The organism is Collinsella sp. TF12-2AT, from assembly GCF_003436735.1.
GTDB lineage: Bacteria > Actinomycetota > Coriobacteriia > Coriobacteriales > Coriobacteriaceae > Collinsella.
The window spans coordinates 1-24349 of record NZ_QSQK01000008.1 but is presented as its reverse complement, the minus strand read 5'-3'; the positions used below and the strand labels follow the sequence as shown (position 1 = coordinate 24349).

Sequence of the window (24349 nt, the reverse complement as noted above, 5' to 3'; positions counted from 1 at the left end):
CTATCCCCTAAATTCAAAGGTACTCAGGCCAAACGTCAGCAGATCGCCGTTGCGCAGCGGGCAGCGCGTAATGCGGCGGTTGTTGACGAGCGTGCCGTTGGTGGAATTGAGGTCCTCGATCGACCAATCCGAGCCCGTAAAGGTGAGCTGGGCGTGGCGGCGCGACACGTTGGGGTCGCGCAGGGCAATGTCGGAAACTGAGCGCTCGCGACCGATGGTTACCTGTGCGGAGGTGATGCTATGGCTCTCGCCGCTCACGACGTCGACGAGCTGGGCGAGCGGGCGCTGCGGGGCGCGAGTGCTTGCCATGTTGGAGGCGATGCCGGCTGCGGCGCCTAGGCCCACGGCGGCACCGGTCGCGGCGGCTCCGCCCATGCCGGCAAGCGCGTCGCGCGAGACGGTCTGCGGCACCGGGATAGGAGCGACGGGGTCGGGGACGCTAGGCGCGAAGGGATCTGCTACGGCAAGCGGGTCGGGAGCGGCGGCACGAGGCGTCGGCTGCTGCTGGGGCATGGCGGCGGGGCGCTGCTGCTGCGGGGCAGCAAACTGCTGCTGGCCGGCGCGCGGGGCGCTGGCGGCACGGCTTGCCGCGGAGTTGTTTTGGCCCAGACCGTTTTGATAGGCGCGCTCTTCTTCGTACAGGCGGCCGAGCGTGGGGGCATCGACGTTCTCGGCAAAGACCGAGAACTTGCCGGCACGCAGCTGCGGATCGATCATAAAGCGCACGAGGGGCTCGCCGACAAAGACATAACGGCGCTTTTCGGCCTGCGCCTTCACGAACTCGCGGACCTCGCGCGAAAGCTCGGGGTAGAACGGGGCGAGCATGGGGTCGTCGTCGGCGGCGATCAGGATGGTATAGAGTGCCGGCGCCGTGTTGACGCCATTGATCACCAGAGTCTGATCCTCCATGTCGCGAGCGGCCTGCTTGGCAAGCTTCTTAAAGGAGAACGGGGCACGGGTGGCACCGAAGATGCCGGCCACGTGGTCCTCGAAGATGTTCAGGAAGTTCACGAAAGATCACTCTCCGTATAGGTTCTTTGGTATCCGAGCAAATATAGGCATATCCCAACGATTATAGAGGATAGGATTCCCGCAACCGCCGCCTTGGCGATGACCGCGGCTGCAAGGCTGGCAATTTCCATATGGTGTGCAAGACAGGACGCCGCTGCGCAGCCGATGCCGGCGACAGCGATGGCGGCGATTACGGCAAGGTTTGAGCCCTGATCGGCACGCTTGGCATGGGCGTTGAGCAGCGCAGATGACGCCGCGGCAGTTGCCGCTACCAGCACAAAGGCAGCCCAAAGGAGTGGGTCTCCCAGCGCTGCGGCAACGTTACCGAGCCCCAGCACGCCTCCGGCTGAAAGCGCGACCGTGGCCAGACGGGCAAAAAGTGCGCCCATGCCCGTTGCCGCGGCGGCGCTTGCCGGGCCGAGCCAAAATGACGCGACGCCGGCGGTGACCCCAGCTGCCAGGAAGGTATTGCCGGTCAGACAGCCAAGCGCGAGTGCACAGGTGAGTGCGGCGCTCGCGGCAGCCTCGGTGCGACCCCAGGCGATCCACCAACCGGACATGGCGGCGGCAAAGATCACCGCGACGGGCAACATCGACAGGACGCCCTGTGCCTGCATGGTGGCGTTTGCCATGAGCACCAAAAAGCCCACAGCCGAGATGGCCGAGCCAATCTGGGGGGCCAGGCCGGCCGCCGCTCCGATCGCGATAGCCGCAATGACCAGGCCGGGAAGCGCCGCGACGCCGGCCGTCTGCATCAGCAAAAAGCTAAAGGCGCCGCACGTTAGCGCCGAGATAGCGTGCATGGCGTAGTCGCGCGCATGGCTCCAGCGCGTGCCTGCCCAGCCGAGTGCGGGGTCGACTTCGATGGTGTCGTCCTCGTAGTGCGACGGCTCGATATCGTCGAGCTCCTGCTCGTCATCCGAAAGTTCGCCAACCATTTGCTCCAGGCTGCGACGGCCTTCGCGCACGCTGCCCAGACCGGCAAGGAGCTGGTCGCAAAATGCCTCGATGCTGTTGGGGCGGTCCTGCGGCATGGGGGAGAGCGCGCTCATGAGCGCGGCCTCGGCTCCCGGGGGAAAGTGTGGTATCAGCTCGCTGGGATAGGTGGCGCCGCCGATGATGCGGCCGAGCGAGTCGGCGGGCGTGGCCGCCATAAAAGGAGCGCTGCCGCACAGGCCCTCGTAGATCACACAGGCGAGGGCAAAGACATCGGCGCGCTCGTCGACCGTGCCGGTCTCGATATCGAGCTGCTCGGGCGGCATGTAGCCGATGGTGCCGCCGCGTGAGCCGCCAAAGCCACCGGCGGACGACAGCCGCGCCATGCCAAAGTCGGTGAGCTTTACATTGCCCGAGTGGTCGATGAGCACGTTGGCGGGCTTAATGTCCAGGTGGAGTACGCCATTACTGTGGGCGAAGGTGAGCGCCTGGCCCAGGGCATCGGCAATGGCCGCGGCCTCGTCAAAGGTAAGTGAGTGGCCGTCCGCGCGGTGCAAAAACTCGGCCAGCGACATGCCATCGACATATTCCATAACCAGGTAGGCATAGGCTGTGTCGTGCGTAAAGTCGATAACCTGCACGATGTTGGGATGTTGAAGCATGGCGGCAGTGTGCGCCTCGCGCAGGACATCCATGATGTCGCTAGCGGGCATGCCGGCACCGTTGATAAGGGGGATGCGTTTAATGGCGACGCGGCGGCGCAGGTGCGTGTCGCGGCAGATCTCGATGGAGCCAAAACCGCCGGTCGCAAGTGTCTCGAGCGGCTGGTACCGCTTGAGCAGCTCGCGAGAGCTGGTGCCCTCCAAAGGAACGTCCGGCGAGAACCGGGCGGTATGTTGCGAGAAAAGCGGCATGGCCAACCCTCGTGCGTTTAAAGTTCGTTTGCGAGCGGCAGGCGCGGGGCCGAGCCGTTCGCGGTGGCATAGATGCTGCTAGTGTAGCACGCTCGGGCAGATGGCGAGGATAGCGGGATGCGAGGTGGCCCGATCGATTCGGCCCGTTTCGGCTCGTTTGGAAAGCGCATCTCAGTTTTCAGCCAAATTATGGGATGCGCTTTCCAAATGGGGTGGGCTGCGGAAACTGCATCCCAGAATATTGCCCTGGAACGGGATGCGCTTTCCGAATCGGCGCTCAAAAGGAAACCGCATCCCGCTTTGATGTGGGGACTGCGAACAAAAGCCGGACCGTGATCTGGCGCGGATTGGAGTTCGCCTGAATCATTGATGCTGGCTGGTGTGAGAACAGAGATAAACGAGCGGCTCGAGCGATATAATGACACGCTATGGAGGCCGTATGCTCTTTTCCCGCCGTTCTGCTACATTTGCCTGCGCCATTGCGCTTGTCGTAATGGCGGTCACCCCTTATCACCGGTTTTCATCTTCAATCGGCCTAGCGTCAGGTGCAATGACCTGGCTCGTTATCCTGGGCGCATGCCTCGCGGCGTTTGTTCATGGTGCTGCGCTATGCAAGGGGGGAATGAGAAGGCCGAGGCATCTCGGTGCCATCGGTGTTTTCCTTGGTGTTATTGCAACGGTTCCCGAATGGGCCGACCTGGCTTTCTATGCTCGCGGAGACTCTATTCCAATCGTGTTTGCACCGATTTGGTTGTTACATGGCGTTTCGTGTGTCTCGTGCTTTGTTGGGTCGCTGCTTCTCTCATATGTTATTTGGGGCACGGCGGACTCTCCTTTGACGCAGAGGTCGACACGGACTGACGAAAGGGAAACTCGTCACCCGCAGGACGCGATTTTTACAGAAACAATAGCCGTCATGTCTTGCCTGCTGTTTTGCTGTCGAGTTTCATGGAGAGTCGTTCCCGAGCCATGGGGGATGCCCCCTGTAACGGCCGCGTCAATTGGCCTTGCGCTTTTAATTCCGTTGGTCTATCTCGCATTGACTGTGGCCCCGCCGTTTTGCCGCCCTCGTGCCTTTGGCCATGGGCGGCGCGACGTGTTTGCCTGTTCTGTGCTCGTAGCAGTTCCTATTGGTCTTATTCCGGCTGTTGAGGCGGCATACTTCGCAAGCGATGCCGTGGTCATTGCATTGCTGGCGATGGGGTCCGTTATCGCTGCTGCCTTCGTATGTACGTTGCTCAGGAAGAAGCGGAACAACGATTCGGATATCCCCCGCACGTCCGACCCATTCGATGCGGGAGCGTTTTCTCCCTCTCTGTCGCCTCGAGAAGAGCAGTTTGTTCGATTGTTGCTCAAAGGGAAAACGCCGGCGGAAATTGCCAGGGAGACGGATACGAAGCCATCGACGGTGCGGACCACGCTTCACCGAGCATACGGGAAGGCGTCGGTTGCGGGCTCACGCGAGCTCGTGGCGCTGTTTGCGGGTGAGGGCGATACTGTAGGGCATGAGCTACCGCAGCGGCATGCTGACGATATAGTGGCATCAGCTCGAACGCGCCGGCTGTTTCGATACCTGCTCACATTATTCTTTATCCTCCTTGCGGCGGGGCCCTTGGTAATGGCGGATAGCGATTGGGGGTCCGGTGTTTCGCGGGCTGTCGCCTTTTCCCTCTTAAGCTACGCATTGGGTCTCGGACTGCTTCTGTCGCTACGCTACGCGGGTGGAAAAGCGAATCGTGGCGCTGCGCTGGATAGAGCGGGTGAAGCGATTTGGCTCGGAAGCCCGTACGTATGGGCGGTGCTATCTGCTGTGGAATGGTCTTTTATCTATATCGCGGCATTGATGTGCATACGCGTTCCGTTGATGGCTGTGCCGGTCCTGTTTTGCGGCGTGGCGTCTACGGCTTCGCTCGCTGTTGGGCTGCGTCCGTTTAAGGTGCATGCCCATGCTCGGGCTATCGTGCCGTTGGTGTCAATGGGCATGGTTGCCTTAATCTATGCGGTCGCTAGGGGGCGAATCCATGGACTTGCGGTGCTGACGGGGGTGCTGCTCACATATATAGTGATGCGAAGCTGTCCGCAGCGCAAAATGCTTGGGATATGGATGCTTTGCTTCGGGGCGACGGCTCCTGTTTGGGCTGTCTTGCTCAATATGGTGCAGGATCTGACGGTTTTCGAGCCGTTGTTCCTCGCGTCGTTGTTGGGGCAAAGTTCGGCTGTCAATGTCGTCGTGGCAACGGTGATTGTTTGCTGGTCTGTGCCCATGTTCGTTACGCACATCGCGCTCGCCCGCTCGGTTGAGGACGAGAAGGCCGTCTTGGAGTACCGGGCGAACGGGTCCACCGAAACGGCCCGCGTGCGCCAGCTGGCCCTGCTTACGTCGCGCTCCCTTTCTGATGTTCAGTCGCAAATTTTGCTGATGACGGCAGAGGGGGCAACGACAAAGGCCATTGCGGAGGATGTCGGTTACGCTGCATCTACGGTGCAAGCACTGCGGTCTGCATCTTACCGCCAGTTGAGGATCAAGAATAAAGCGGAGCTTGTTTCATTGTTATCGCAGGTAGATAACGTGTAAACGCCTGAGCGATTAACTCAATAGCGGGTGTTTACAGACATCATTCTCTATTCATGCAAAGGTTGCCGTGCGCCGACGCATCATTAACCGCTTGTGATTAGGGCCGGGTCGAGCGTTGCTGCTCGGCCTGGCCAATAGGAGGGTGATGTCGCTTGAATGGAAATCTATTACGGCACGAGTTGTCCAAGATATTTGGCAATCCTATATTTGCGTTGACCCTTATGGTTGCAACTGCAATTTCGATGGCGGCTGCCATTGAGGCATGGTGGACGCTCGAGACTGAACGCAAACAGCTGCTATCTTTTGGCTACGGCATTGGTCTGCAGTCTCAGACATACCTCGGCCAAACGCGTGAAAGTAGCTTTGGTAACTGGATTGTTGTGAGCGCGAACGCGCCACTGTCTGCGTCGGTGTTTTTCTATGCACTGCCCCTGCTTGCAATGTTGGCTGGATCTTGGTCGTGTCTCTTTGAGCGTTTGAGTGGTTATGACATGCAGATATGCACGCGCGTTTCCAGAAAGGCGTACGTGAACGTAAAGATGCTGTCTGCTTTCCTCTCCGCGTTTACAGTGACTGCCATTCCTCTGCTCGTCAATTTCCTGATCGTCTCGATGCTTTTTCCTGCGTATCTTCCTCGGGTCGATGAGTCGACTTACGTAGGACTTTACCTGCATAGCTACTTCTCCGGTCTATTTTATTCGCATCCTTTGTCATATGTGCTCGCATACACGCTGTTCGATGCTGTCACGCTCGGGACTTTATCCATGGCTGTAACTGGCTTCTCAATTTTGTTTCGTAGCAGAATCAAAGCGATAATTGTCCCGTATCTGCTAATGGTTGCGTGGCATTTTGCAAATGGCTGGATCTTCGGCGTAATGGCTTGTGTGGGGTTTAACTGCAATATCCTCAACAGCATCAGGTCGGAATCGCTGAATAACTGGCCAGACATTCGAGCCGGTTTTGCGGAAATCATATTATTGACCCTTGCTTCGTTGGCTTTTTCTGGGGCGTGGAAAAGACGCGAGGTGGTCTGATGCTGTTTAGGCTGGTCGCCGCGGACCTGAGGACCGTTTTGAAGAAGAACATCATCACTTTTATTGCAATTGCGGCAGTGACCGTTGCGAACTTGGTGTACGCCTACGGATTGTCTTCTGTGTATGGGGTTAGAACGGATACCTTGGGGTTTGCGGATAATCTTGCGCTCGTGTTTGCCGGATCTGCTCCGTTTGAGCCTAGGCCCGGGGTCATGTTTGTGCCTCCGCTAGGATGGCTATTTCTCATTCTGCTTATTCTCTATACAACACTCGACTATCCGACCGAATCGTTGCACGGGTTTGGTTTGCAAGCGCTTGTTCGATGCCGGGCAAGAACCCTTTGGTGGGTCTCGCGTTTTATCTTGGTGGCGGCAGTAACGGCATTTTCACTGCTCGTGGTGGTTTGCTCTGTTGTGATTTGGAGCTTGGTGGTGAGCTCCTCGTTCAGCGCGGTCATTCATGGTGAGTCGCTTCAACTGGCTAATTTGGCGCCGTGGTTTCTCAAAGCTGCCGAGGCAGATGCGCTGCCGTTTTTCATAAGTCTCTTATTTGCTTTTGAGGCGCTTGCGTTTGCGCAGGCAGCGGTTGGGTTTGTGCTTGGGTCGTCAGTCTCGTTTGTGGTTTTAATGAGCTACCTGATCTGCTCGGCATATGCACGACATTGGGCGCTATTGGGTAACGCCTTGATGCTGTTGCGCTGGGGTGGAATTGTCAAAGAGGGAATCGCGGCGGGCTCGAGTGTCTTGTCATCAATTGGGCTTATGTCGTTATGCCTATCGTTGGGTGGACTGTGGTTTCGAAGGGCCGACCTTATAGAAAAGGGGGACAAGATATGAGTGTGATCGTAAGGGGCGTATCGAAGCGCATGGGTAAAAACGATGTCCTGCGCAACGTGTCCATCGAGGTTGACCCTGGGACTGTGGTCGGGCTTCAGGGGATAAACGGTTCGGGTAAGACCATGCTCATGCGAGCGGTTTGCGGGTTGATCAAGCCTACCGAAGGCGAAATCTCTATCGATGGCCAAAGGCTTGGGGCGGACATCTCGTTCCCGCCGAGTCTGGGGATGTTGATCGAGGCGCCTTCCTTTTTGGGATATCTGTCTGGCTACGACAATCTGAAGCTCATCGCTCAGATCAAGGGCGTTGCCACCCCCGAGGACATTCGCTCTGCCCTGCGGCTCGTGGGGCTCGATGCAGACGAAAAAAAGAAGTTCCGAGCATACTCGCTTGGGATGAAGCAGCGTCTGGGGATAGCTGCGGCAATTATGGAGAAGCCGAAGCTGCTTGTTCTCGATGAGCCAACGAATGCCCTCGACGAAGCGGGCGTTGAAATGCTCAAGCGCGTTGTGGCGATGGCGGCATCAACGGGTCGTGAGGTCCTTCTGTCCAGCCATGACGGAGAGGTGCTCGAGGAACTGGCCGATCGGGTTTACTGCATGCGCGACGGTGCCGTTGTGAAAGTTCGGGAAAGGTCGTGAGCGCGATGAAGAAGACCCTGTGGACGAGAAGATCGGCGCTCGCGCTTTTTTGCTGTGCTGCTACCGGCCTTGCGGGCATGAGGGTGAGCGTCGTTAACGGGAACCGGACGGTCATTCCTGAGAAATATTACGCGGAGGGCGAATGGCTCTCGATGGATGGAGCGTTTCTGGGGTCGAAGGATGTGGTGACTGATGGGTATTCGTTTTGCATAGACGGGGCAGAGTTGCTCACGCCGCGCGAGTATCTCAAACGAGCACATGACGATTATTCAAAATATGGCACCGTGGATACGAAAACGAGACTGAAGGATGCCGACATCACGTGCGTTATCGCCGTAAAGATGCGTGTCAGAAATAGGGATAATATCGACGGTGGAATCAAAGCGTATGTTTGGCATCTGGTTCCGGAGTCTGCGCCAAACTATGATTTTGTAGTCAATACCGATCTGATAACGCAAGCCATGCCGGTCCTTGGCGGCTCTGCTGCGTTTGCCGTGGAGGTTGGGGCAGAAAACGAGTTGCTCGTCCCATTTATGATGCAGAACACCAACGACTATTTCGAAGGTTACGAGACCGTCCGTTTTGAGAAAGCATTTCCCGGAACTTACACGATGAAGATGACCGATCTGCCGGAGCGGAGGCTCTTAAGGTTTGAAGTGAAATAGCTCGAGAGCAAGGCAAAACGGGTCCATTGGCGGTACGCGCGCCCGATTCCAGGCGCCCCGGCCCGGAATCGGGCGCGGGACGAGGCGCCTTCGGTGTCGGCCGGCCTACCGCTTCTTCTTGCTCTTCTTCTGCTTGCGCTGCTTGCCCTTGGTCTCCTGGGGCTTGTCGCCCTGTTTTGCTTCGGAAGCGGCCTTTTCTGCCTTCATCTTCTTGCGTTTGGTCTCGATGCGGAGTTTTTTGTTGATGCGCGTCTTAAGGAAGGGACCGAACTGCTCGGCATCGCCGCGGACAAAGGTGTCCTTAGGGATCGTCACGCCCTGGTCGGCGAACATGGCCACAAAGATGCGCTCGCCGTCGAGCACGTGGTCGAGCTTTTCAAACGGGAAGAACTGCGACTTGCCGCTCGTGCCCCAAACCATCAGGCCGTCCTCGTTGGCGGCGACGCGGCGATAGCGGCCACCCATGGACTCGTCGGCCTCAACGGCGTCGATAAAGTCGCGGGCGAGGGTGTGGTGCAGGTTTTTGCTCCACCAGGCCAAAAAGGCGCCGAATACGATCAAGACGACGCCAAACTTGATCCAGTTGCCGCCGGCCACCAGCATGCCGATGCCGATGAGCGCGGCAATTGCCGCGGCGACATACAGCGAGCCGCGACGCCTGGGCGAGGCGACCAGGCGGGCGAAGTCGGTGACGAGGTCGTTTTCGTACTGGTACTCGTTGAGGTACAGGATGCCGTCATCGGCTGCTGCCTGCTCCTCGAGCGCGACCTCGACCTGGTCGGCTGCTTCGGAGGGAACGAGGTTGCTCTCTGCGTCTGCCATGCTCTTTGGACTCCTATCGCGGCGGGCTCGCCGTACGGGTTATTATGGAATGCAGTATGCCGTGCGACCGCATGGCCGCCGCGGCAACAAGACTCAGTATACCCGGGGGAGCACCCATGGAATCGTTGTACCGAAAGTATCGCCCGCTCACCTTTGACTCCGTGGTGGGCCAGCAGCATATCGTCTCGACGCTCGAGCACGCCATCACCGAGGGGCGCCTGTCCCACGCCTACCTGTTCTGCGGACCGCGCGGCACGGGCAAGACCACCATGGCGCGCATTCTGGCCAAGGCGCTGCTGTGCCGCAATGCCGAGGCGGCGCGCGCCGAGGGTGCAAGCGGCTGCATGCCCGACGGTACTTGCGAGGAGTGCGAGCTCATTGCCGAGGGTAACCACCCCGATGTCTACGAGCTCGATGCCGCCTCCCGCACGGGCGTGGACAATGTGCGCGAGGAAATCATCAACTCCGTCAACTTTGCCCCGGTGCGCGGCAAGTACAAGATCTATATCATCGACGAGGTCCACATGCTCACGACGGCGGCGTTCAACGCGCTGCTCAAGACGCTCGAGGAGCCGCCGGCACACGTGATCTTTGTGCTGTGCACCACCGACCCGCAAAAGATTCTGGAGACCATCCTCTCGCGCTGCCAGCGTTTCGATTTCCATCGCATCGGCAACGAGGATATCGAGCGTCGCCTGGCATACGTGTGCGAGCAGGAGGGCTTCGATTACGACGATGAGGCGCTGGCTATCGTGGCGCGCCATGCCAAGGGCGGTATGCGCGACGCGTTGTCCACGCTGGAGCAGCTGAGCGTCTTTGGCAACGGTTCTGTGCATGCGGACGACGCCCGCTCGCTTTTAGGCGAGGTTTCGGACCAGATTCTGGGCGAGTTTTCCCGCGCCATTGCCGATCGCGATGTTGCCGAGCTCTATGGACTGATCCGTGCGCAGGTCGAGGAAGGAAACGACCTGCTGGAGCTGACGCGCGACCTGGTGGCGCATGTGCGTGACGTGTACGTTGCCTGCGTTGCCGGTGCCCGTGCCGAGCTGTTTGAGGGCGGCTCCGAGCAGGCCGAGGCGCTTGCTGCCGAGGCCGCTGCCTTTGGCGAGCATCCTGCCGACCGCCTGGCCCGTGTGCTGACGGTGCTCGACGATGCCGCACTGGAGATGAGGGGCGCGAGCGACGTGCGCCTGGTGCTCGAGATCGCCTGCACGCGCCTGGCACGTCCCGAGGCCGATTTAACGATTGAGGCATTGGCCGAGCGCGTGGCCCGCTTGGAGGCCATGGTTGCCAACGGCGCCGTGCCGGCGAGCGTGGCTGCTGCTCAGGCCGCCGCGCCTGCAGCATCCGTACCCGCTGCTGCCCAACAGCCGACGCTGATCTCGGGTGCCCGAGCCGCTACTCCGGCGGCATCTGCTACCACCGCTGATACGTCCGCGCGCCAGGGCGGTATGCCTTGGGACCGTGGTGCTGCTGTTCCGGCTGCCCAGCCTGCGTCCCGTTCTGCGTCCGTGTCAGCTTCCAAGCCTGCAGCGCCTGCACCTCAGCCTGCGCCGACTCCGACGCCTCAGCCCGTTGCGGCTCCCGCGCCTGCCACCGCTCCGGCACCTAAGCCCCAGTCCAACAATGCCGCCCAGGTTGCCGCCGCCGGTACTGCCGAGACGCCCGCGGTCGAGGATGCCGGAGAGCTGCAGCGCAAATGGGCCGAGGTTGTCGAGCGTGTCAAGGCGCGTCAGGCTTCCTACGCGGGGCTTTTGCTCAATGCCCGCGCCACGGCTGACGACGGCTCCAGGCTCACGGTCTCGTTCCCCGCGGGCTCGACCTTTGCCATCAAGATGCTTGGACGCGCCGACACGCAGTCGGTGGTCCTGCCGACAGTCAGTGCGGTCTTCGGTCGTCGTACCGTCGACTATGTCCTGGATGGGGGTGGCACGCCGGCTCCTCAACATGAGGAGCATTCTCCATCTGCACGGGCTGCGGTATCTGCGGACCCGCAACCCGTGTCCTCGGCGGCCCCTGCATCCTCGAGCGCCAGCGCGACGCAGCCAAAAGCAGCACCGATAGCGGCGCCGACCCCGTCGGCGCCTAAGCCCGTCATGGCCAAACCGGCTGCTCCGACACCCGCGCCCAAGCCTGCCTCGCCCGCGCCCAAGTCGTCTGACCTGGGCAAAGCCCCCTGGCTGCGCTCCGACAACCCCGCCGGCGCTCCTGCCACGGGCAAGCTCCCGACCGAGCCCGCGCCCCGAGCGCCCGAGCGCGCGTCCGCTCCCAAGGCTCAGCCCGCCGCGCCGTCTGCGCCATGGGAATCCGAGCAGGTTCCCTACGACGATGTCATGGTTGGCGGTTTTGTTGCCGATGCTGGTGGGGACGATCTGCCTCCGTTCGACGTGCCGGGTGCGGCGTCCGCGCCCAAGTCCGCTGCAACTGCCCCCAAAGAGGAGGACGCTCCTGCAGCTCCCTGGGAGTCCAACCCCGGCGCGGGCAGTCCCTTCGGCCATCAGGGTGCAGCCCCGAGCATCCCGCAGACCGAGGACGAGGCCAAAGCCCTCATCCGCAGCGTCTTCGGCCAGTCCACCATCTTCAAGCCGGTGGAGTAGCTGCGCAGGCGGGTATACTGCTCAAGAAGAGACGTCTTTGAACGGAGCGAGCTTATGATGTGGGAATATGTCCGCCTTGAGGACGATACGCAGGTTTCGTATTCCGAAGTCCGTGAGGACAATACGGTGAAGGTCGTTGTGGAGCGCCCACGCGATTGGGGTTTTGACACGGCGGAGTGCATCTTGCCGGCATTCAATTGGGTGTCGCACGAGGGCTTTAGCGAAGCAGACCTCAAAGAACTCGATGATTTTGTACGCAACAATGCCCCGCTCATCCTGCGTTTTGCCTACGAAGGCGGACGAGTCTATGCCTAGTCTCTTCCGACTCGGCCATATATCACTTTCTTTTGTCCGGGCGCATCTGTATTTCGGACATGTGCAACGTGGTGCCGCGTATATCGCATTCGAGCAGACAGGCGCGTGACGGTCGGCCTAGGATGCTGAGGTCGATACGATACGTCGCATGGCTGTCCGTGTACTCGACTTGCTCGGCGTTGACGGTTGCTCCGATTGTAAATAAAGAGCCCAGTTCGGCATCGACAATCTTGGAGTCCTTTATCTTGACCTTGAACTCTTGGTAGAGGGACGGGCTGTTGTAGTAAATGGTTCGGGTTCCGTCGGTGCATTCATCGGTCGTCTCCCATTTGACGACGGGCTGGTCCGAGCTGGCTATCAGCAGTTCTGCTCCAAAAGCTATGGCATGGGTGATGACAACCAGCAATGCCCAGCCGACAAAGAGATAGAGAACCACATATGCAACGGGGTGTTTTGAGCGGATGTTTTGGAGCGCGTCGGGGGCATTCATGGGGCACCTCCAAATTGCAATCTATGACAATCAAATTATACCCTGCCGCCATGTGCTCCGCCTCGAGCAGCGGTTTGGCATTTAGCTATTTAGTGGCACACATGAAATGCCGGATTCGGCTCTACTAGATTGAGTATGCGATATTATGCAACCTTGCATAATTCGGCCTTGCATAATCTTTGCGCGTGGTTTGTATTGGAGGACATGTATATCGACTGAGGTAGCGTGTCCGCCCCGCTTGCTTGCCCCGCGCCGTGGTACGATTTTTGAGTTTGAAAGTCCCGCCGTGCTCCGGCTGCCCTTGCAGCTCGGCGCGCGGCCGCACGTAAAGGAGCCATCATGGCCGGTATGAACATGCAGCAAATGATGAAGCAGGCTCGCAAGATGCAGGAGCAGCTTGCCGCCGCGCAGGAAAACCTTAAGTCCCAGACCGTCGACGCCTCTGCCGGCGGCGGCATGGTCAAGGTGACCGTTAACGGCGAGATGGAGCTCGTCAACCTTACCATCGACCCCGATGCCCTCGATCCCGAGGACGTCGATATGCTGCAGGACATGATCATGGCTGCCGTCAACGAGGCCGTCCGCGGCGTCAACGAGCTCGCCAACAAGCAGATGGGCGCCATCACCGGCGGCCTCAACATCCCGGGCATGCCGTTCTAAGACACGCATATATATGAGTGCGAATCACAGTCTGCAAAAATTGCTCGATGAGCTGGGCCGCCTGCCGGGCATTGGCCCCAAGTCGGCTCAGCGCATCGCCTATTACCTGCTCGAGGCCGATGCCGAGGAGGCGCGTCGCCTGGCCGAGGCCATCCTGGAGGTTAAGCAGGAGGTTCACTTTTGCAGCCGCTGCTTTAACTACGCCACGGCCGACGAGTGCTCCATCTGCCAGGATTCGATGCGCGATACCACTCGCATTTGCGTGGTGGGCGAGCCGCGCGATGTCCAGGCGATTGAGCGCACGGGCAGCTACCATGGTCTCTACCACGTATTGGGCGGCGTGATCAGTCCCATGGACAAGATTGGCCCCGAGCAGCTGCACATTCGTGAGCTGCTGGCACGCTTGGGCCACGAGGACATCCACGAGGTCATCATCGCCACCAACCCCAATATCGAGGGCGAGACCACGGCGAGCTACCTGGCCCGCACTATCGAGCCGCTGGGCGTTGAGGTATCGCGTCTGGCGAGCGGCCTGCCCGTGGGCGGCGACCTGGAGTATGCCGACGAGCTTACGCTTGGGCGCGCCATCGAGGCCCGTCGCACGATTTAGGTGGCGAGCCTGCTCCTGCCGTATGTTTTCCTCGCGACGCACGGGGTAGTCATAATTTCCCCGTGCGACTGTAAGTTTGTTGTGCAACAAAGATGCTTTGTATCCGCTTATCGCATGGATGCTTCCACTCGCATCCTTAATTTGCCCATTCGTTGCGCAACCTTTTGGGTTCGCTGATACACTCAAAATGGATTCGAATGAATGCGCCGCTCCCGAGCGGCGTGTTTTTGTTGGAGGAGAACGCATGCGGCCCGGTGGCACTCAGACAAAGCGCGGCACCGCGGTGCGCATGCGACGCCGACTGGGCTTGGCGCCGCGGGCGTACGCACTGCTGTCTTGCTCGCTGGTGCTGGTCATAGCTGGCGTTTCTGCCTATGGCATGACCGTGCCGTCCATGATGCAGGCACATGCCGCACGCGAACCGCGCGTGGGGCATGAGGTCAAAAGTGATCTGGGCACCACGACTGGATATGCTTGGGCAAGTGTGGTCGCGCATATTGTGTTTGGCGCCGACGACGCGGACGGCGCCGAGGCCCCGGACAACGAAGTCACGCTTGCCAATGGCAAAACCATCGTGCTCACCAACACCAAGATCATCGATCGGTTGTCCAACAATAGCGTGGCGGCAACGGTGAATAAGGTCGAGCAGCAGAAGGAGCAGGACGCCCAGCAGTCCGGAAAGCCCGGTAGCTCGGATACTTCTGGCTCCGGCTCGGATTCGTCGAGTTCGGGCGGCGGCTCTGGGTCGGGTTCCTCTGCCGGAGGGTCTGGAAACGGCGGCTCGACGGGCGGCAACACTGACAACGATGCAAACTCCGGTGGCCTTTCCGCTGCTGAGGAAGAGAGCATTCACAGTTGGCTTGTGACCAAGTACAACATGCTCGACGGCTATGTTTCTCGTGCCAATGACGTGGTTTCGACCTATAACTCTACGGGAGATCCCAGGCCGTGCGACAGCCTGGTCGGGGAGATGTTTGTCATTCGAGCCGAGTTCGGTCGTCAGACATTCTCGCCCCGGTCAAAGTGGTATCAGCAGTATGCCAATCTGTGGGGCTGTTACACCAACCTATGTCAATGGGTCGGCCATTACGGCGATGATGACGTCGCGCTCGGTAACTTCAACAATAACGTGGCGGCGCTTGCCCTATGATGACCGATCTTGCATCCACCACACCACAATCGCTCGGTCGCGATCCCATGGTCGGCTTGCGCCTGGCGCGTGTCGACGGGTTTGAGCCGGCCATTGCGCTCGGTCAGGACGAACTGCCTGCCTATCTGCGTCGTTTTACGATGCTGTTTGCCGACGATGCCACCATGCGCCGTGGCGGTATCGGCCGCGTGACGCGTGCCGTCAACGCCCAAGGCGAGGCCATGGCACTCAAACAGCTCATCTTGCCGACGCGCGATGAGTTCGACGACGATGCCGCCCATGAGGCGCTGGTCGCCAAGTTCAAAGCGGCGTTTCGCGAGGAATATGAATGCCATCGTGCCCTTTCGGGCCTTAAGGGCTTTCCCCGCCTCTATGGCTGGGGCGAGGTTGACGGTGTGCCTGCAATTGTCATGGAATGGGTCGAGGGCGAGACGCTCGCCCGCTTGCGCTCGCGCTTTGCCGTGGACGATGCCGGCCGCCTGTCGCCGCTTGTGGCGGCGCGCTTGGGGCGCGACCTGTTCGACCTGCTCTGCCGCATGAGCCTGGTGGGGGAGGGCTTTGTCCATCGCGATATCTCGCCCGCTAATATTATGGTGCGTACGGCGCGTCTACCGCTTGACCGGCAGCTTGCCGAGGGCACCTTTGACCTGTGCCTGATCGACTTTGGCTCGTCGCTGGCGCTCGAGCCTGCGTCGGCCGTGGCCGGTACCGGCGGCAAGGCGTCGTTTACGGAGCGCTATGCCACGCTGCGTCGCGCGACGGTGGCCTACGCTCCGCCCGAGATGCTCACCGACGATATTCCCGACCTGTGCGCTTTGCGTATGTCGCCGGCGATCGACGTCTATGCCGCAGCAAGCACGGTTTACGAGCTCATTGCCGGCGCCGCGCCATACGAAGCCGCGCCGAGCACTTCGGGCACCTCGGGTTCGCGCAAAAAGACGCGCGACATCGCGAGCCCCTACCGTCTCAAGATGGACACGCTGCCCGACTATCCCATTGGTGCCCATGCGCCCGGTTGCGATTTGACTCAGCTGCTTCGTCGTGAGCCCGATGTGGCGCTCGCTGCGGCCGAGCAGGCCCAGCAGCTGGGGCTTGAGCCGGATTCCGAGGAGCTACGCGATGCGCTGGCGTTTGTCGATGCCCAGCTGTTCAACGTGGTGATGGCCTGTCTGTCCAGCCATCAAAAAGATCGTCCCGAGCCGGCGGCGGTCGAGGCGGCGCTCTCGGCGTTTTGTGAACACTATGCGCAAAATGTCGGTCGTTCGCTCCGCGGCGAGCCGCTCACGCCGTGCCCCATGGATGCGTCTGGCCGCGCGGTTCGTCGCGCGCTGATGGTCGGCGCGACGGTCGTCTGTGGCGTGGTTTGGGCTGTGGTCGTGGTTTCGGCCGCGCTGCTGGCGTCGGGCGCTCGCGTGACGGCGACTTTGGGATCGCTCGTGTGGTCTGGGTCGCTACCGGGTATTATTGCCGCACTGGCGTTGGCGCTGCCAGGTATAGCCGGCGTTGCCGCGGGGACACTTGCGCGCGATCGGCGTTCGGGCTTCCTGCAGGGTGTGCTTGCGCTTTCTGCCTGCGAGGTTCCGGTGCTGGTTGTGGCTGCATGTAGCGTATTTTCCCAACGCGCCGTGATGGGCGGCCTTGTTGCCGCTCTGGTTGCAACCTATACGCTTACGTGGTTTTTGCTTGCGATGGGCTTTGCCTTTGAACTTCCCGTTTCGGCACCGCGACGCACAAAAGCCCAGATGGCGACTCCGCTTGCCGGTGGAGCCGCAGCTGCCCGTACTTTTGGCGGACCTGTCGAAGTATCGTCCGATTCTATTTCTACGACCAAGGAGGCCTAGGTCATGGCATCTCAAGTTGAGCTCACCCCATGCGGGGCCATGTTTGACATCTTTAAGCGCGCGGCGCATCTGAGCCATATCGAGCTGTGCGGCTTGGTGCTTTCGTCCCGTCCGCTCGCCGACGGCCGCAGCCCGCAGAGCCGGGCCGCCGATCGCTCTTGGGTTTCCCGCTTTATCGTTCGCGCGCCGGTCGGCACGCTTCAGCAGCGCTACTTTGCCGAATACGGTACCTCGGCTGCGCGTATTATGTCGCAACTGGCCCTGCGCCAGCGAAATCCCATGGACTCCACGGCTGTGATCAATATGGTGTGCGGTCCCGCAGGTGAACCGATGGTACGCGCGCTCGAAGAGTGCCACCAGGACACGAATCTCTATCGCAACGCGCTCGATCGCCTGTCCCAGGCGGCGGAACTCATGCCCGCCGAGCGCGCCGAGGCCGTGCTGGTGCTGTTTGTCGCCGTCGGTTGTTCGGCGGATGTGCGGTCCTCGGTGAACTATGCCATCGACTACGCGCACGCGACCTGTGGCGGAGGCACCTCCACACCGCGTTCGCTTGGCATGTCGATGGCCGCAGGCGAGCGCGAACCCGCCCCGGCGCACCCCTTGGGCTTGCTGCGCGTGCAAAACAGTTTTGTCGTGAGCGCCCCGCGCTGGATTCAGCCGAGTGAGCAGGGTGTTGAGATTGGCGCGCTGGCCACTGGTGAGGGCGATATTACCGACGTCGGCGACGATGTCTCGGCCCGCCATGCCCATATCTGGTGCGATGCTCAAAATATCTGGCACGTCGAGGACTTGTCGTCCACCAACGGAACCGTGGTGGTAAACGGGGCCACGCGCGTCTGCATTCAGGTCGAGCCCGGCCGTTCCGCCCAACTCAATCCCGGCGACGAGCTCAAGCTCGGCGAATCCACTACCTACGCCATCCTCTTCGGTGCCCTCTAGCCAGTCCCGCCAAATGGTCCCTCCGTCCCCAAGGGATTATTTTGCTCCCGGCAGTCACCCGAGGTAAACCTTTACCGCCCGCCTATATTTGCCGAAATTACACTTGACGGCGGGGTACAATAAACCCGCATGCGGATTTCCGTTGCGGGCGCTTCCCATCGCCGGGGCGTGCCCGGGAGCATCCGGCATGCGGCCTTTGCGGCGCTCGGTCATGTGCAAGACGGGCGGTCGGGTCTGTGGGGCGCATCAGTTGCCCCTCGCCTCGGCATGTCTTCTCTCCACGCCACGTACCTGCTGCTGAGCCTGCCTGCCAGATGATTGGAAGCAACAGCGTAAATCCCATCACGCCAATATCCCGGCAATCGCCGGGGCCTGTATACCTATATGAGAGGAGAGGGGTATATGGCGCGTAAGTTTAAGTCTATGGACGGCAACGAGGCGGCCGCATATGTTTCGTATGCGTACACCGAGGTAGCGGGAATCTATCCCATTACGCCGTCCAGCCCGATGGCCGACCATGTCGACCAGTGGGCGGCCCAGGGTCGCAAGAACATCTTCGGCACCCCGGTCAAGGTCGTCGAGATGGAGTCCGAGGCAGGTGCGGCCGGTACCGTTCACGGTTCGCTGGGCGCCGGTGCTCTGACCACCACCTACACGGCTTCTCAGGGTCTGCTCCTGATGATCCCGAACATGTACAAGATCGCGGGCGAGCAACTCCCGGGCGTCTTCCACGTCTCCGCGCGTTGCGTCGCTTCCCACGCCCTGAACATTTTTGGCGATCACTCCGACGTCATGGCCTGTCGTCAGACCGGCTTCGCCATGCTCGCCGAGGGCAACGTCCAGGAGGTCATGGACCTCTCGCCGGTGGCTCACCTTGCCGCCATCGAGGGTAAGACCCCGTTCCTCAACTTCTTCGACGGCTTCCGCACCAGCCACGAGATCCAGAAGGTCGCCATGTGGGACTACAAGGATCTTGCCGAGATGTGCGACATGGACGCCGTCCAGGCTTTCCGCGACCACGCGCTCAACCCTGAGCACCCGCACACCCGCGGCAGCCACGAGAACGGCGATATCTTCTTCCAGAACCGTGAGGCCTGCAACAAGGTCTACGACGAGCTTCCCGCCGTCGTCGAGGGCTACATGAAGAAGATCAACGAGAAGCTCGGCACCGATTACGGCCTGTTCAACTACTACGGCGCTCCCGATGCCGACCGCGTCGTCGTGTGCATGGGCTCCTTCTGCGACGTGCTCGAGGAAGTCATCGACTACCTCAACGCTCACGGCGAGAAGGTCGGCCTGGTCAAGGTTCGTCTGTTCCGTCCGTTCTCCATCAAGCACTTCGTCGACGTTCTTCCCGAGACCGTCCAGAAGATCGCCGTCATGGACCGCACCAAGGAGCCGGGTTCCATCGGCGAGCCGCTCTACCAGGACGTCGTCTCCGCTCTCTACGAGGCCGGCAAGACGGGCATCAAGGTCGTCGGCGGCCGTTATGGCCTGGGCAGCAAGGACACGCCTCCCGCGTCCGCCTTTGCTGTCTTCGAGGAGCTCAAGAAGGACGAGCCCAAGCGCGAGTTCACCATCGGCATTGTCGATGACGTGACCAACCTGAGCCTGCCCGAGGCCGAGGATGCGCCCAACACCGCAGCCCCCGGCACCATCGAGTGCAAGTTCTGGGGTCTGGGTGGCGACGGTACCGTCGGCGCCAACAAGAACTCGATCAAGATCATCGGCGACCACACCGACAAGTACGTCCAGGCCTACTTCCAGTACGACTCCAAGAAGACCGGCGGCGTCACTGTCTCGCACCTGCGCTTTGGTGATTCCCCGATCCGCTCGCCGTACTACGTGACCAAGGCCGACTTTGTCGCTTGCCACAACCCCAGCTACATCGTTAAGGGCTTCAAGATGGTCCGCGACGTCAAGCCGGGCGGCACCTTCCTGGTCAACTGCCAGTGGAGCGACGAGGAGTTCGCCGAGCACATGCCCGCCGTGGCCAAGCGCTACATCGCGAACAACAACGTCAACGTCTACCTGATCGACGCTATCGACCTGGCCGCTAAGGTCGGCATGGGCAAGCGCACCAACACGGTGCTCCAGTCCGCCTTCTTCGCGCTGGCCAAGGTCCTGCCCGCCGAGGACGCCCTGCAGTACATGAAGGACGCGGCTACCAAGTCCTACATGAAGAAGGGCCAGGCTATCGTCGACGCCAACCACAAGGCCATCGATGCCGGCGCTACCGCCTTCCGTAAGTTCGAGGTTCCGGCCGACTGGGCTACCGCCGAGGATGCCGCTCCCGTCGAGCTCTCCGAGGAGACCAAGTCCGCTATCGCCCAGCAGGTCAAGAACCTGCTCGAGCCCATCGATCGCATGGACGGCGACAGCCTGCCTGTTTCCGCCTTTGTCGATTGCGCCGACGGCCAGTTTGAGCTGGGCGCCTCCGCATACGAGAAGCGCGGCGTCGCCGTGGTCGTTCCCCACTGGGACGAGACCAAGTGCATCCAGTGCAACCAGTGCGCCTACGTGTGCCCGCATGCCACCATCCGTCCGTTTGCGATGACCGAGGACGAGGCTGCCGCCGCGCCCGAGGCTACCCGCACGCTCGACGCCATGGGCCCCAAGGCCAAGGGCATGAAGTTCACCATGGCTGTGTCCCCGCTCGACTGCATGGGTTGCACCAACTGCGTCAAGGTTTGCCCCAAGGGCGCCCTCGAGATGGTTCCCACCGAGCAGGAGATGGACCAGCAGCCCGTTTGGGACTACATGGTCGAGAACGTCTCCGAGAAGAAGGAGCTCATCGCGGCCAACGTCAAGGGCAGCCAGTTTAAGCAGCCCTACCTGGAGTTCTCCGGCTCCTGCGCCGGCTGCGCCGAGACCGCCTATGCACGTCTGGTGACCCAGGTCGCCGGCGACCGCATGTTCATTTCCAACGCCACCGGCTGCTCCTCCATTTGGGGCAACCCCGCTGCCACCGCTCCTTACTGCAAGGACAAGGACGGTCACGGCCCGGCGTGGAACAACTCCCTGTTCGAGGACAATGCCGAGCACGGCCTGGGCATGGCCGTTGGCTATGAGGCCGTTCAGCACAAGCTGATCGCCGCTACCCAGGACATCATCGCTGCCGATGGTCCGTCCGATGAGCTCAAGGCCGCCGGCCAGGCTTGGATCGACTCCGTCAACGACGCCGAGGCCTCCAAGACCGCTGCCGCTGCCTACGTTGCCGAGCTCGAGAAGTGCGGCTGCGACGCTTCCAAGGCGATCCTCGCCGACAAGGCTTACCTCACCAAGAAGTCCTTCTGGATCTTCGGCGGCGACGGCTGGGCCTACGACATCGGCTTCGGTGGCCTGGACCACGTCCTGGCTTCCGGCCACAACGTCAACGTCTTCGTCTTCGACACCGAGGTTTACTCCAACACCGGTGGTCAGGCCTCCAAGGCCTCGAACTTGGGCCAGGTCGCTCAGTTCGCCGCCGCCGGTAAGGTGACCAAGAAGAAGTCTCTGGCCGAGATTGCCATGAGCTACGGCTACGTCTACGTGGCACAGGTTGCCATGGGCGCCAACCCGGCTCAGACCCTCAAGGCCATCCACGAGGCCGAGGCCTACGACGGCCCGTCCCTCATCATCGGCTACAGCCCCTGCGAGATGCACTCCATCAAGAAGGGCGGCATGCAGAACTGCCAGGCCGAGATGAAGAAGGCTGTCGAGTGCGGTTACTGGAACCTCTTCCGCTTCAACCCCGAGGCTGCTGCCGGCAAGAAGTTCTCACTCGATTCCAAGGAGCCCGCGGGCGGTTATCAGGAGTTCCTGATGAACGAGGCCCGTTACGCTTCGCTGACGCGTTCCTTCCCCGAGCGCGCCGAGGAGCTCTTCAAGGAGAACGAGCAGGCCGCTATGGACCGCTACGCTCACCTGTTGAAGCTCAAGACGGTGTACAACGAGGCCTAGGTCTCCCACCGCAGGATCTGAGGGCTAACCTTCGCGGACGTCCTCGGACATGAAAGAACCCCCGCTGCGCACTACGTGCGGCGGGGGTTCTTTCGTCCTGCGGAGTGTCCGCGAAGGTTAGCCCTCAGATCCTGCTACGACTACGTCCTCGGATTGTGGGGCTGGATGAAGGACGTGGCTGATGGGGTGCCTTGTCCCGGTCGCTGTTTCGCGGCTTTGGGTATAGAGGGGGACCTGGTTGCGGACCCAGATGGCCTAGAGGGATATGGGTGCAAACGAGAAATCGTTGTTGGGGTCGTCCTTTTCCATAAACTCATCGAGGCAGAATGTCATATAGATTGGAACGTACAGAACCTTGCCCTCTTTGCTGAGGTTCTCGTGGCTTAGCACAACGGCCTCGGGGATTTTGTACTCGCTCACGCTCATCAGACGGTCGAGGGCCGCATGGGCTCGAACCTTCTTGCCCGATTTGACCTCGATTGGGACAACGTGCCCGCGAGTGCCTTCGATCACAAAGTCAACTTCGCCGACCTCGCGTGTCTGGTAGTACCATGCATCAGTTCCAAGGGCGACAAGCTCCTGCGCGACCACGTTCTCATAGAGACCGCCGAGGTTGGGGGTTTTCATATCAAGGTAGACAGCGCGTGCCGTGCTGCCGGGATACCGTGATGCGAGCATGCCTGTATCAGACTCGTATAGTTTAAAGGCGGTCGCCTTCTCTGTCCTCTTAAGAGGACTTCGGGCCTCCGTCACCTGGGCGACCATCAAACCGACGCCCGCGTTCACCAGCCATAGGAAATCCTGCTCGTATTTTTGAAGGCGAGCCCCCTCGCCCAGGGATGAAACAACAAAGCGATGGGACTCCGCCTCAAGCTGAACGGGAATTTGTTCGAAAATCGCGCGAACGTTAAACGCTCGAGTCGATGCATATTTAGAGATATCACTTTTGTACTGATCGACCAGCTGAATTTGAAGCTCACGCGTCCTCACGAGTGAATAACCCGAATCGATATAGTTCTGTACGACCTCCGGCATGCCGCCGCAAACGATATAAGCTCTAAAGTTTTTGAGCATCGCCTCATGAATATAGTTTTCGACGGGACGCCTCTCGACAAGGCAGCTGCGGATGTCTGCAAGCACATTCTCGCTGATGCTGTTTGCCCAACAAAACTCTTCAAAATCCATTGGCCGCATAACAATGTGCTCGACATACCCCACCGGGAAAGAAGAGATCCCCTTAAACTCAGTCCCAAGCATAGACCCCGAGAAGACATAGCTAAAGCGCCCGTCCTCGACCAACGCCTTCATGAGCGTGACGATCTGCGGATACTCCTGTATTTCATCGACAAAGATAAGCGTATCTCCCTCAACAAGCGGTGCATCCGCAAGAAGGGCAACGCGGTTGATAAAGTCAACGGCGTTCTTAGCGCCAATGAGCACATCTCTTGCCTCGGCATCGAGCAGCAAATTGGCCTCAAAATACGACGCGTAGTTGTCTTTACCAAACGCTCGAATCGCATAGCTCTTGCCAATCTGACGCGCACCAGTAACAAGCAACGCTTTATTGGAGTTGTTCTTCCAGCTCAAAAGCCTGTCAGTGACCTTACGGCGTAGCATAAAACCCCTCAATGACAAAAATTGGCAAATAGATTTGCCCCTAATCATACAAAAATTGGCAGATAGGAATGACCCAAATCATACAAAAATTGGCAGATAGCAAAGATTCGCTTAGGTCCCAGAGCTATCGAGCCGGCGCGGTGCCATGCAAAAAGACTGGGGACGCCGCTGATGTTCTCGATTGCCTGGGCGCGCAGGAGCGAGAGGGCGTCGACGGCGTTCATGCAATACCCGACGGTAAAGTTCTATACTGCAAACTCACAGTCGCTTGCCGCAAAGTGAAGCGCGATTTGCTATCCCTTTTGTTGGATGAAAAGCCCCGTGTTATTGCAGGGGTGCATACTTGTCTTGCAAGTGCATAGAATCTCGTATAGTGCGAGTAAATAATTGCAGTGTCCGTTATGTGTTTAGCAAAGATATAGTTTGCATAATCCAGCCTAATCTCTGCTCTAATTAAATAAAGTCGCACGTAGATGACGTAAAGATGTGTGAGCTGGGCTTCTTTACGCTGAGCGGGTAAAAACGACCGTTCACCGTTAAACTATTTTCAAAATGAATAAAATGAGCGATAAAAAGAATATAAACCTTAATAAACTCGCGTATCGCACGGACGCGGGTTATTAATGGGTTGTAGGCCTTTTACAGAAAGGATTCCAGCAATGTCTAAGCCTCTTGGCAAGCCCGATCGTATTGTCGTCGCCCTCGGCGGCAACGCCCTCGGCAACAACCCCGTCGAGCAGATCGAGGCCGT

At 59.9% G+C, this 24349-nt stretch carries 18 protein-coding genes; 13 read left to right on the top strand and 5 right to left on the bottom strand.

The genetic code is table 11. The features are described 5' to 3' along the window. Both DXD24_RS06485 and DXD24_RS06480 read right to left on the bottom strand, forming a co-directional pair. On the bottom strand, window positions 1–1011 hold the full coding sequence (locus DXD24_RS06485) for an FhaA domain-containing protein (protein WP_117646407.1): 1011 nt from the start codon (window positions 1009–1011) through the stop codon (window positions 1–3). Next, on the bottom strand, window positions 1008–2861 hold the full coding sequence (locus tag DXD24_RS06480; protein WP_117646406.1) for a serine/threonine-protein kinase: 1854 nt from the start codon (window positions 2859–2861) through the stop codon (window positions 1008–1010). Before DXD24_RS06480 ends, DXD24_RS06485 begins: the two co-directional genes overlap by 4 nt. Before the next feature lie 439 nt (window positions 2862–3300). On the opposite strand from DXD24_RS06480, the gene DXD24_RS06475 reads away from it, so the two are divergent. The 5 genes from DXD24_RS06475 (at window position 3301) to DXD24_RS06455 (ending at window position 8612) form a co-directional block, all read left to right on the top strand. Further along, the gene (locus DXD24_RS06475) at window positions 3301–5436 is read left to right on the top strand and encodes a LuxR C-terminal-related transcriptional regulator (protein ID WP_158550165.1); all 2136 of its coding nucleotides are present in this window, start codon (window positions 3301–3303) and stop codon (window positions 5434–5436) included. A gap of 152 nt (window positions 5437–5588) precedes the next feature. Next, window positions 5589–6470, top strand: coding sequence for a hypothetical protein (locus tag DXD24_RS06470; protein WP_117646404.1), 882 nt, complete (start codon window positions 5589–5591; stop codon window positions 6468–6470). A 38-nt stretch (window positions 6471–6508) separates the two neighbouring features. After that, window positions 6509–7306 (top strand): hypothetical protein, encoded by a 798-nt coding sequence (locus DXD24_RS06465; protein WP_147326355.1) that lies wholly within the window; start codon window positions 6509–6511, stop codon window positions 7304–7306. After that, the gene (locus tag DXD24_RS06460) at window positions 7303–7947 is read left to right on the top strand and encodes an ATP-binding cassette domain-containing protein (RefSeq protein WP_089573263.1); all 645 of its coding nucleotides are present in this window, start codon (window positions 7303–7305) and stop codon (window positions 7945–7947) included. Before DXD24_RS06465 ends, DXD24_RS06460 begins: the two co-directional genes overlap by 4 nt. Before the next feature lie 5 nt (window positions 7948–7952). Further along, window positions 7953–8612 (top strand): DUF5028 domain-containing protein, encoded by a 660-nt coding sequence (locus DXD24_RS06455; protein ID WP_117773741.1) that lies wholly within the window; start codon window positions 7953–7955, stop codon window positions 8610–8612. Between the two features lie 105 nt (window positions 8613–8717). Here the strand turns inward: DXD24_RS06455 and DXD24_RS06450 are convergent, their stop codons facing one another. After that, a complete protein-coding gene (locus tag DXD24_RS06450; RefSeq protein WP_117646401.1) occupies window positions 8718–9434 on the bottom strand; it encodes a hypothetical protein in 717 nt (238 codons plus the stop codon). A 116-nt stretch (window positions 9435–9550) separates the two neighbouring features. On the opposite strand from DXD24_RS06450, the gene dnaX reads away from it, so the two are divergent. Together dnaX and DXD24_RS06440 are read left to right on the top strand one after the other, a co-directional pair. Then, window positions 9551–12031, top strand: a complete 2481-nt coding sequence (gene dnaX / locus DXD24_RS06445; protein ID WP_158550164.1) for a DNA polymerase III subunit gamma/tau — start codon at window positions 9551–9553, stop codon at window positions 12029–12031. 54 nt (window positions 12032–12085) lie between these two features. Then, window positions 12086–12346 (top strand): hypothetical protein, encoded by a 261-nt coding sequence (locus DXD24_RS06440; RefSeq protein ID WP_099432547.1) that lies wholly within the window; start codon window positions 12086–12088, stop codon window positions 12344–12346. A gap of 22 nt (window positions 12347–12368) precedes the next feature. Here the strand turns inward: DXD24_RS06440 and DXD24_RS06435 are convergent, their stop codons facing one another. Further along, complete coding sequence (locus DXD24_RS06435) at window positions 12369–12836, bottom strand: hypothetical protein (RefSeq protein WP_117646399.1); 468 nt, start codon at window positions 12834–12836, stop codon at window positions 12369–12371. Between the two features lie 339 nt (window positions 12837–13175). Here DXD24_RS06435 and DXD24_RS06430 point away from each other — a divergent pair, with 339 nt between their 5' ends. The 6 genes from DXD24_RS06430 (at window position 13176) to nifJ (ending at window position 21981) form a co-directional block, all read left to right on the top strand. Beyond that, window positions 13176–13496 carry a YbaB/EbfC family nucleoid-associated protein gene (locus DXD24_RS06430; protein ID WP_006235174.1) on the top strand — a complete coding sequence of 107 codons (321 nt, stop codon included), beginning with the start codon at window positions 13176–13178 and terminating at the stop codon, window positions 13494–13496. A gap of 13 nt (window positions 13497–13509) precedes the next feature. Next, window positions 13510–14106 carry a recombination mediator RecR gene (gene recR / locus DXD24_RS06425; protein WP_117646398.1) on the top strand — a complete coding sequence of 199 codons (597 nt, stop codon included), beginning with the start codon at window positions 13510–13512 and terminating at the stop codon, window positions 14104–14106. A 244-nt stretch (window positions 14107–14350) separates the two neighbouring features. Then, the gene (locus DXD24_RS06420) at window positions 14351–15256 is read left to right on the top strand and encodes a hypothetical protein (RefSeq protein WP_117646397.1); all 906 of its coding nucleotides are present in this window, start codon (window positions 14351–14353) and stop codon (window positions 15254–15256) included. Continuing rightward, window positions 15253–17097, top strand: a complete 1845-nt coding sequence (locus DXD24_RS06415; protein ID WP_117646396.1) for a hypothetical protein — start codon at window positions 15253–15255, stop codon at window positions 17095–17097. Before DXD24_RS06420 ends, DXD24_RS06415 begins: the two co-directional genes overlap by 4 nt. A 3-nt stretch (window positions 17098–17100) precedes the next feature. Next, window positions 17101–18039, top strand: coding sequence for an FHA domain-containing protein (locus tag DXD24_RS06410; RefSeq protein WP_117646395.1), 939 nt, complete (start codon window positions 17101–17103; stop codon window positions 18037–18039). 402 nt (window positions 18040–18441) lie between these two features. Continuing rightward, the gene (gene nifJ, locus DXD24_RS06405) at window positions 18442–21981 is read left to right on the top strand and encodes a pyruvate:ferredoxin (flavodoxin) oxidoreductase (RefSeq protein WP_117646394.1); all 3540 of its coding nucleotides are present in this window, start codon (window positions 18442–18444) and stop codon (window positions 21979–21981) included. Window positions 21982–22236: 255 nt separating this feature from the next. Here nifJ and DXD24_RS06400 read toward each other — a convergent pair whose 3' ends face one another. Further along, the gene (locus DXD24_RS06400; RefSeq protein WP_117646393.1) at window positions 22237–23646 is read right to left on the bottom strand and encodes an ATP-binding protein; all 1410 of its coding nucleotides are present in this window, start codon (window positions 23644–23646) and stop codon (window positions 22237–22239) included. Between the last annotated feature and the right edge of the window lie 703 nt (window positions 23647–24349).